Genomic DNA, 9,729 nt, shown 5'->3' with positions numbered 1-9,729 from the left:
TCCCGGAACGGGGTATGGCTTCCAATCAGCGACGGACACCGACGCGGATTTCCGGTTCGGTGTGGACGTCAACGGCCAGATCACGATCGATTCCCCGTACTCGAGGTTCGCCCGAGCCACCGAACGGACGCCCACCGCCGACCCCACGCTGACCATCGACGGCTACAAGATCATCATCGACACACGGATGCTGTCCCACGACCTGGTGCCGGCGTCGATGTTCGACAGCGGGATTGTCCTGTCCCGGGTCCACATCAACGAACTGACCCTTGTACCTGCGACCCAATACGAGTTCAGGGCGCCGATGGAGCCGGTCACCGAGCTCACGTTCGGCCTGGACACGGACGGCGCGATCGATGTCGTTGAAGCACCACCGGGCGCGACGATCAAGAGCAGCACGGTGCCGGGCACCCAGGTCGGTCCGGCCAGCGGGGACAACGAAGGGAAGGCCACGCGTCTGATTCTGGTCCGGCCAGCCGACCTACTGTTGCTCGGCGTCGGTTGGATCGGCTGTTCACGGGCCGGCGACCGGCTCACTGTCACCGACCACGAGGCCGCGCTGACCGTCCTACTTCCGTCGCAGTCCCTTGAGGAGGCATGTGTGGATTCGGGAGGGGGCGCGGACGTGCGGCCCGCGCTGCGAGCTGGGGCAAGCTGGCTCGAGGTCAGGCTGGGACTGCCCGAGGGCGCAGAGGTCCGGCTTACCACGGAGGGGATACTGACTGCGCTCGCGGGTGGCACGGTCATCGACGGTGGCGTCGAGGCGCCCTTCGGGCTGATGCTGGACCTCAAGGGTGCGGGCGCCGTCCTACGCCTGGGACACCGGCCGGCCGTGCTGACCGAGGGCGGCGTCACCAGCTTGTGGCAGCTTCCGGTCGGTGGCCCGGACGGCGGTTTGACTGTCCTCAGGGCCAGTCGGGGGTCGGGCGACGACGCCTTCGAGCAGGTGGCGAAGTTCGCCCCGTTGAACGTGGGGGACCGCGGGCAGATCATCGTCAGCGGGCCGGTGACCCTGGAGTACTTGCGGCTGACCGCGCTCGGCGCGTCGTTCTCTGCGCATCAGGCCATCGAAAACTTCCGGTGGGACCACCGCGCGGCCCTGGGACGGGACGCGCGGGTCGTCGTCGAGCGGACCGGGATCCTCTGGCCCTTCAACCACAGGGCGGTTTTGACGAAAACCGCCGGGCGTGTCATCGAGAACGGCGTCGCCGGACTCCGCCTCAACACCGAGCTGCGGATCACCGAACCCGTCCGCTCCTTCCCCGACGACCGGTCCGCGGCGGCCCATGCCTTCCCGTTCACCGAAGTCGAAGTCCTCGCCCGCTCCGTATCCGGTCTCAAGGACAACTGGCAGCTGTTCCCCCGCCCGGGAGCGGCGCCCCAGACGCTGCTCGACGATCGCGATCAGCTCCAGCAGCAGGTCCAGGACGCGTGGGCGACCGTCGCGGCGCTGCGCTTCCCGCTCAGCCAGAGCGAACTCGCCGGCTCCGACTTCTCCGGCTCGGTCGAGGCGAGCCGGCTGGAGGTGATTCAGCCGACGATCACCGAGGATGAGGGGCTTCTCAAGGCCGATGCCGATGCCAGGGCGCAGCAGCCGGCCGTCCCTCAGCATCACCTACCGGGCACCGAGAACCCTGACCACCCGGATGATCCGGGGCCGGATCCGGGAGTAACTCCGGAGCCGGATCCCCGCATCCTCTCGTTCGAGCAGGCGCAACGCATTCGCGGGGAGCTGACGACGCTCCAGCTCGAGGAGGCCCCGCTCCTGGCAGTGGTCAACCAGCGGCTGGCCGAGCTCGCGCCGTTCGCCGCCCAGGAGGGCAACCCCGAGGGCTTGGCCGATGTGGGTCAGCGGGACGCGCTGGACCTTCGGGACTTGAAAGCCCGGATGGTTGCTCTGCAAGGCCGGATCGACCGCTTTGGCACCCCTCTGCCCCGGGTCCTCGTGCCGTGCACCGACAACGGCACCGACCTCGGAGACCCGGTGCTGTTCCACATCCGGTGCGCGGGGACCCTCGGCGACGTGTCCTTCGCCATGCCGCTGGTCTTCGTCAACGACTTGGTGGTACCCGGCGACGACGTCGTCGAGGAGTTCCGGACCTTGGACGACTCGAGGCTGCACGGCTGGGTGCGGGACGCGCTCGACCTGCTCCACGCGGGAGGGCCGGTGCCCGTCGCCGGGGCCAGGATCGACCTGGTCCGCGACCCGGTGCCGCGCGCCGCCGACATCCAGGAGGTGCACGCCTTGCGGCTGGACGGCGTCCACGAGAACCGCGGATTCCGTCCGGTAGTGAACGGCTTTGACATCGAAGTCCCCGAGCTACGGTCGCTGCTGCCGGAGTTGCGTACCAGGGTCACGGCGAGGTTCGACCCCGACTTCGCGGCCGGGTCGCGCACCGACGCGGCGATCGCGCTGGAGGCACCGGTCACAGCTGACTTCGCCCAGCAGGCCGAACGCGGCGGCGGCCTGATCATGCCGACCTTCACTGCCGACGTCGTCTCCCGCACCTTCGGCCCGGTCGACCGGCGTGCCCTGCCGGGTGCGACCGATACACTCGCCGCCTTCGAGAAGATGCGGCTGCTGGGCATCCCGCTCTCCTCCCTGCTCCCGGCAGCCACCCCGCCGCCGGAGATCGTCAAGGTACAGGCGGACGGCAGGCCGCCGGGCGTCCGGATGAGCTGGCGGGACCTGCACCTGAAGAGCAACGGGATCCTGGTGGCGCACGCGGCGCCGCACAGCCCGGCAAAGCAGGACACCACCACCGTCACGCTGATCGCCGAGCTGACCCCCGACAGCGCCAAGACCCGCTGCGAGATGTCTGCGTTCATGCTCTCCGTTCCGGCCTCCGCCCCGGTGCTGGAACTCTCCTTCACCTCGCTCATCTTCGAACAGGCCGACGGTGGAGCCCCGCACCTGGACTTGGACGGCTTCGGCGTCTCCTTCGCCGGTCCGCTCGACCTGCTGAAGAAGCTGGAGTCGGCGATCGACCTCGGGGACACCGCCCCCACCGTAGACGCGACGCCCGAAGGCCTGACGGTCTCCTACGGGATGAACCTGCCATCGATCCCCCCTTGCGGCGTCTTCGAACTGCGGAACATCGCCGTGCGGGTCGCCGTCGAGATCCCCTTCCGAGGCGGCCCGCCCGCGGTCAAGCTCTCGTTCGCCACCCCGGACGACCCGTTCCAGCTCAAGGTGCTCATGTTCGGCGGCGGCGGATACCTCCAGCTCACCGTCGACGGAACCGGCCTCAAGCGGCTGGAAGGGGTCCTGGACTTCGGCGCGTCGGTCGCGGTGAACTTCGGCATCGCCCAGGCCGAGGTACACGCCCTGGGCGGTGTCCGCTACGTGATGGAGGGGGACACAGTCCGACTCACCGGGTTCATCCGGCTCGGCGGCAGCATCGACATCCTGGGCCTGGTTTCGGTCTCGATCGACCTGCTCGTCGAGCTGACCTACGACAGTCAGCACAACCGGCTGACCGGCCACGCCACCCTCGTCATCGATATCGACCTGACGTTGTACTCCGACACGGTCCAGCTGGACAGCGGGGAGTGGGTGTTGGCAGGCGACGGCGGGGAGGCAGCGCCGGGGCTCGACGGCGGGGACGCCGGACGGGCGGACTGGACCCGATACCAGGAGGCGTACGCGCGATGAGCGAACTGCTGTGGGTAGCGGTGCCGGGCGGTCTCACCCCGCCCGACCAGGCCCTGCTGAGGTTACTGATCATCCCCCGGCTGGACGCCGGGACCACCCTGACCGCGAACGGCCTGGCGCACTGGCCGCCGCAGTCCCTGACGGCGCCCGGGACAACGTTGCGCATCGACACCGCAGCCGCCCCCGGCGGCCCCGTCGCCGCGCACCCGACCGCCCCCCGGTCACAGGTGCAAGGCGGCGTGTGGGAGGCGTTCTTCCGCCCGGACGCCGGAGTACGCCCGGCGGTGCCGATCCCTCAACGCGAGGTATCCGTACGGCCGACGGCCGCCGAGAAGCGCCGAATCCTGGCGACCTATCAGACCTCGGCGATGGTGCTGCGCAGCGCCGATAGCCTGCCTGCATTCCACAACACGGTACGGTCCGAACTGGCCAAGTACCAGGACGACGAGACGCCGCCGGCTCCGGCCGCGAACGCTCCGGCCGGCACCGGACCCGACGCCGGACCGCCGGACGTCCACCGCGTCCTGGCACTTCTGCGCGAACACCCCGCCGTCCTGCGCGCGATGGGACTGATCCTCGAACTGCCCGTACCGGTCGCGGACCTGCCGGACACGGACGAGGGCGTGATACGGGTGGGCTGGGACACGCCACCGGCCGGACTGCCGCCGATCGCCTCGCCATGGTCCGCCTACACGCGGGCGACGTTCCTGCCGACGGGGGCCGACGGCGCCGACCTGACCGACGGCATGCTGGCGCTGGGCCGTCCACACTGGGACCTCACAACCATCGACACAGTGAGCGCGCTCGGCCGCCTGCGCGACGCCGCCGCCACGGAGGCGGCCTCAGCGCGTGCGGCCGCCGCTGCTGGCCCGGCACCGGACGGAGAACAGAACGGCGAGCCCGACCCCGCTGCCGTCCGCCCGGAAACCGGCGACCACGCGCCCACCCTCCCCGCGCTGCGCACCGCCGGCATCCTGCTGATCCGCGATGGGCACGAGGAGCAGCTGAAAGACCGTCAGCGGGAGGGCAACACCCAGGTCGGACGGCCCGGCATCGAACTGCCAGTGCTGACTGCGGAGCACCTCCTGCTGGGCTACCGCTTCGACGTCCGAGTCTTCGGCGAGACGTGGCACTCGCTGAACCGCCGACTGGCCACCTACTCGGTGGGCGGGCAGACCGTGGCCCGGCGAACGCCGGAGGAAGGCCACGTCAAGGCCCGCTCGGGCATCGACCACGGCGACGGGGTGCTGCGCACCGACGAGGTCCTCGCGCGCTGGGACGGCTGGAGCCTGACCGCTCCGCGCCCGACCTTCGACGGCCGTGTCACGGGCGACCCCACCGGTGCCACGAACACGCTGCCCTTCGACTTCGGCTGGACGATGGAGCCTGAACCGGGGACCCTGCTGAAGTTGAGGTTCGGCAAGCTCTACCAGATCCGCGCCCGGGTGGCCGACATCGCGGGCGGCGGCCGGCCGCCGGAGAGCCCGTCGCCGGACGGTAGCGACTCCGACACGGTGCTGTTCGGGAGGCATGAGCCGATCGGTTCTCCGACCGTTACGCTGCCCGACGGGGTGGAGGCAGGGGCCCTCGGGCCGGGGGCGACGACCTTTGTGATGGTGGTCCGGGCGGAGGAGGACGAGGCCAGCCGGCCGTCCGCCGACGCGGTACGGTCGTTGCTGCCGCCTCCCGCCGCCTTTGAGACCGTCGAGCGGCACGGCATGTTCGACCTCGCTGGTCCCGACGACACGTTCGGGCTGGTCCTCCGTGAAACCCTGCCCGATCCGGCAGCGGCTGGCGCCGCGGTGTTCCTGCGGCCGGAGCCGGGCGGCCCGCCAGCCGATCTGGAGCCGAAGGGATGGCAGGGAGCCTGGCCCGATCTGGCATCCAAGCGGATCGTGTTGCACGTGCGCCGCCCCGGAGAACCGACCGTGGACTGGACTACCGACGACGACCTCACCGTCGCGCTCGGGCCAGCCCAGCAAGTGACCCTCGAACTCTCCTCCTTCCTCGACTCGACCACTCTGGGCTCCTTCGCGCTCAACGCATGGCTGCCCCGGAACCTGGGCGGCGACCACCCGGATGTGCTGGAGGATGCCTTGTCCGCGGTCGTCAGTGGCCGTAATCCGATGATCACCCCGGCCCGCACGCTCACCCTGCTCCACACCGTGAAGCGCCCGCTGGCTACCCCGGCCGGCACCCTGAAGTCTCAGCGCACCGAGGGACAGACCTTCAGCGACCTCGTACCCACACCCGACCCGCCCGGCGCGCAGACCGCGAGCACCGGGCCGCTCGGCGTGCACACCGCGAGCACCGGAACGCTGACGGTCACCGGTTCCTGGGCCGAGGTGGACGACTCCGGCACTCACCCGGCGTCCGGCCACGTCACCACCGTCCCGGTGGGCCGCGGCGACACCGAGCTGCCGACCCTGCGCCACGAATTCGGCGACACCAAACACCGCCAGGTGACATACACCCTGACCGCCACCAGCAGATTCCGTCCCTATTACGGCTCGGGGGCCCCGGAGGACTTCCAGACCACCTCGGCGCCAACGCCAGAGATCGACGTGCCCAGCTCCGCCCGCCCGGCGGCGCCACAGGTCCTGTCGGTCGTACCGGCGTTCACCTGGGCCACGGCCCAGAACGGCGCCACGATCACCCACCGGCGGCTGGGCAACCGACTGCGCGTCGAACTGGCCCGCCCCTGGTTCCTCACCGGCGCCGAAGAGGCCCTGGCGCTGCTGGTCTCCCAGGGCGAGCCGACCGAGAACCTGCTTCCGTACGTCACCCTGTTCGGCCGCGACCCCATCTGGGACACCGTCATCCCCCCGCACTCCCCGGCGCTGGACGGCCTCCACGTCGCGCTGGCCGAGATCGACCTGAAGGTACTGGCCGTGCCACACCCCGTATGGTCGCACGGCGACAGCTGGTATGCCGACCTCGCCCTGCCCGCCACCACGTCCTACAGCCCCCTAATACGGCCTGTCGTCGCGCGCCTTCAGACGCACAGCCTCCCGGATCTCGAGCTCTCCCCCGTGGTCCGCACAGACTTCGTCCCGCTGCTCCCTGACCGCACGCTCACCGTCGAGCGCATGTCCGGCGACTGGATTCGGGTCACCCTCGACGGCATCGGTCCGAACGGCCCGGAGCCCAACATCGTCCGCGTGGCCGTGGAGCATCCCGCCGACGGCGGCGCCGATGTGGACGGCGTCGCCGCCCACCAGGTCGGCCCCGGATCCATCGGCTGGGTAGGGGTCGGCCGTGGAAGAACAAAGCTGGGCGACTCGGTGCTGGTCGAGGCGTCGGCCCCAGGCCCACTGCGGGTGCGCGTGCGGGAGCTCGAACAGATACCGAGCGGCACACCGAGCGACCAGCCGGAGAAAGTCCTCACCGAGCCGTCGACGGAGCTGTCAGACCGAGTCGTGTTCACGGATGTGGTGCCGCTCCCATAGCCCCTGAAGACGGTCAGGCAGCGGGTACTGAACCGTCCCAGGTTCGGTGGGGACTCGATTTCGTGTAAGGATTCGAGTCATGGCAGGTCCTTCCTCCTACCCGCCTGAGCTGCGCCGTCGTGCGGTGCGCATGGTCGCCGAGGTCCTCGGTGACTACCCGAACGAGTCGGCCGCGCTGCGGGCCGTCGCGGAGAAGCTGGGCATCGGGTCCGCCGAGACGCTGCGCAACTGGGTGCGACGCGACCAGGTCGACTCCGGGCAGCGTCCGGGGACGACCACGGAGGAGTCCGCGCAGATTAAGGCGATGAAGAAGGAGATCGTCGAATTCAAGCGCGCCAATGAGATCCTCAAGGCCGCGGCAGGTTTCGTTGCGGCCGAGCTCGACCGGCCACACCTGCGCTCGCAGCGTTCATCGACGAGCACCGGGGCCGCTTCGGCGGCGTCGAGCCGATCTGCCGTGTGCTCACCGAGCACGGCTGCAGCATCGCCCCCTCCACCTACTACGCCCACCACCAGCGCGTGGCCTCGCCCTGCGCCCGCACTGTGCGCGACGAGGAACTCAAGCCGCTGATCAAGGAGGTCTACGACGCCAACTACCGTGTCTACGGAGCCCGGAAGATCTGGTGGGAGCTGGGCCGGCAGGGCCACTCGGTGGCCCGCTGTACCGTCGAGCGCCTGATGCGCGAACTCGGCATCACCGGCGCCGTGCGCGGCAAGAAGGTCATCACCACCATCGCGGACCCGGGCGCCGAACGCGCCCCGGACCTGGTGGACCGCCAGTTCGTCGCCACAGAGCCGAACCGCTGCTGGGTCGCCGACTTCACGCACATCGCGACCTGGGCCGGAGTCGTCTACGTCGCCTTCGTCGTGGACACCTTCTCTCGCCGCATCGTCGGCTGGTCGGCCTCGACCTCCAAGGAGACCCGGCTTGTCCTGGATGCGCTGGACATGGCGCTGTGGCAGCGCGACCGTGACGGATTCTCCTATCAGCGAGGTGTCCGCGCCCGGTGATCATGGTTGGTGGGCGGGTCTGTGAGCTGGGATGTTCAGTTAGCTGGGTGGGCTGGGGTGTGGTGGATGGATAGCTGATCGGCAGAGGCTGCCTGATGGGAGGCAGTGAGCTCTTTCAGCGTTGCAGCTCCAGGGTAGGACGGCTTTGGCTGCTGACGTAAGCCAGTTCGGGCTGCAGCGGGCATGGCGGAAGATCCGCCATCGCTTGAGTGTCGCCACGCCTCGTTCGACGGGGTACCGGAACCGGGCGTGGGCCCGGTTGAGCGATCTCTGACCGGCGGTGAGCTCCTTGCCGGGCTTTCGCCTGGCCGGTACGGCGAACGTCCCGCCGACGCCGGTGTAGGCGAGGTCGGCCAGGGCGGGAATGCGGAGGCGGACGCAGGTCGTCACGATGCGGTGGGTCCGGGCGGCGGTCAGGTCATGAGTGCGGCCCGGCAGCGCCCGCGAGACCCACACGAGTTTGCCGTCGGGAGCGGTGATGACCTGGTGGTTCACGCCGTGGCGACGGTGCTTTCCCGAGTAGTCGGCGCGGCCGTCGCCGACGCGGTCGCACTCGGCGAGGGTGCCGTCGACCAGGACGTACTCGGGGTCGGCTTCACGCAGGGCCCGGGTCAGGCCAGGCGCACGGCGGGCAAGGAGGTCGGTGACCGCACGGACGTAGGCGTGGGCGGTGCCGACGCTGATCCTGAAGCCGGCCGCGATCTGGGCGAGGGTGTCGTGCTTGCGCAGATAGACCAGCGCGACGATGGCCCGCTGCGAGGGCCGAAGCTTGCACCGGCGGTCACCCTCCCGGGTGACGATGAGCATGGTGACCCACTCCACGAGGGCGTGCGGCAGGTCCAGTGCGGCAGGATAGGTGACCAACGGGGCTCTCCGGCGGAACAGTTGAGACTTCAGACATCTCTCTCAACCGCCCGAGAGCCCCGTTCGTCATGCCCACGCGCCGACAGCACCGCCGTCACCCGATCGGTGGCCACTCTGAAAAGGCTCAATGCTGGAGCTGCCCGACCCGGCCCCGACCGCGCCGTCGGCGTCCGCCCCGGAGCTGCCGGACGGGGCGGCCTACCGGGAAATCCTGGCGGTGTTCGCCCAGGCAGACGGTCCGCTGCGGGCACGGGGCGTGTGCGAGGCGATGGACCTGACCCCGCTCCGAACAACATCAACAACGTCCGTTTGAAGCTTAAGCGCCTGGCCGGACGCAACATCCTGGCCGAGACCGAACCGGGCTTGTTCGCCCTGCCACGACCGTAGCCGTCCGGCAAGCAGCCCTGACCAGCGCGCCTACTCGAGGCCTGAGCTCGAATCGGCCGATGAATCAAGGCCCGTCGCCTCGGACGGCGTGGCCGTGATGCTCCCCGGAGCCCAGCCGAGGACTTCCTCGAAACTGCGGGCAACGGTCGGAGTAGGCAAGTCCCCACGGTCGCGTTCGAAGGTCCTGATGGTCGCGTGACTCAGCCAGGTGCGTCGTGCGAGCTCGCGCTCCGAGATACTGAACCTGAAAGGGTGATGTCGGGGCGGCTTGCCTGACGGCCACCGGTCTCCTCCGGTAGCTCTGTTGGCGTGAGGTACGCGCAGGGTGGCGGTCTGACCGACACCGGGAGGGCCGCGCGGGAG

Annotated in this window: 3 protein-coding genes and 3 pseudogenes; 5 read left to right on the top strand and 1 reads right to left on the bottom strand. The window is 69.8% G+C overall.

Going from position 1 to position 9,729, the window contains the following annotated elements:
* The first annotated feature begins 61 nt into the window (after nucleotides 1-61).
* The 4 genes and pseudogenes from ABTY56_RS38135 to ABTY56_RS38120 all read left to right on the top strand — a co-directional run.
* On the top strand, nucleotides 62-3,655 hold the full coding sequence (locus ABTY56_RS38135) for a hypothetical protein (protein WP_350634289.1): 3,594 nt from the start codon (nucleotides 62-64) through the stop codon (nucleotides 3,653-3,655).
* The gene (locus ABTY56_RS38130; protein WP_350634288.1) at nucleotides 3,652-7,104 is read left to right on the top strand and encodes a hypothetical protein; all 3,453 of its coding nucleotides are present in this window, start codon (nucleotides 3,652-3,654) and stop codon (nucleotides 7,102-7,104) included. The genes ABTY56_RS38135 and ABTY56_RS38130 overlap by 4 nt, the downstream gene beginning before the upstream one ends.
* Nucleotides 7,105-7,183: 79 nt before the next feature.
* Nucleotides 7,184-7,363 (top strand): annotated as a pseudogene (locus ABTY56_RS38125) (transposase); the annotation flags it as partial.
* 146 nt (nucleotides 7,364-7,509) lie between these two features.
* Nucleotides 7,510-8,115 (top strand): annotated as a pseudogene (locus ABTY56_RS38120) (IS3 family transposase); the annotation flags it as partial.
* A gap of 135 nt (nucleotides 8,116-8,250) precedes the next feature.
* On the opposite strand, the pseudogene ABTY56_RS38115 reads toward ABTY56_RS38120, so the two are convergent.
* Nucleotides 8,251-8,979: pseudogene (locus ABTY56_RS38115) on the bottom strand (transposase family protein); the annotation flags it as partial.
* A 127-nt stretch (nucleotides 8,980-9,106) separates the two neighbouring features.
* Here ABTY56_RS38115 and ABTY56_RS38110 point away from each other — a divergent pair.
* A complete protein-coding gene (locus ABTY56_RS38110) occupies nucleotides 9,107-9,292 on the top strand; it encodes a hypothetical protein (RefSeq protein ID WP_350634287.1) in 186 nt (61 codons plus the stop codon).
* Nucleotides 9,293-9,729: the final 437 nt, after the last annotated feature.

Origin of the sequence: Kitasatospora sp. NPDC097691, assembly GCF_040302665.1 — a bacterium.
In the GTDB taxonomy this organism is placed as follows: domain Bacteria; phylum Actinomycetota; class Actinomycetes; order Streptomycetales; family Streptomycetaceae; genus Kitasatospora.
The sequence above is the reverse complement of the archived record's forward strand: the minus strand, read 5'-3'. Positions and strand labels throughout refer to the sequence as shown.

Coding starts and splice junctions, on each gene's coding strand:
- ABTY56_RS38130 (WP_350634288.1), top strand. CDS start 3,652: ATGAGCGAACTGCTGTGGGTAGCGGTGCCGGGCGGTCTCACCCCGCCC.
- ABTY56_RS38110 (WP_350634287.1), top strand. CDS start 9,107: ATGCTGGAGCTGCCCGACCCGGCCCCGACCGCGCCGTCGGCGTCCGCC.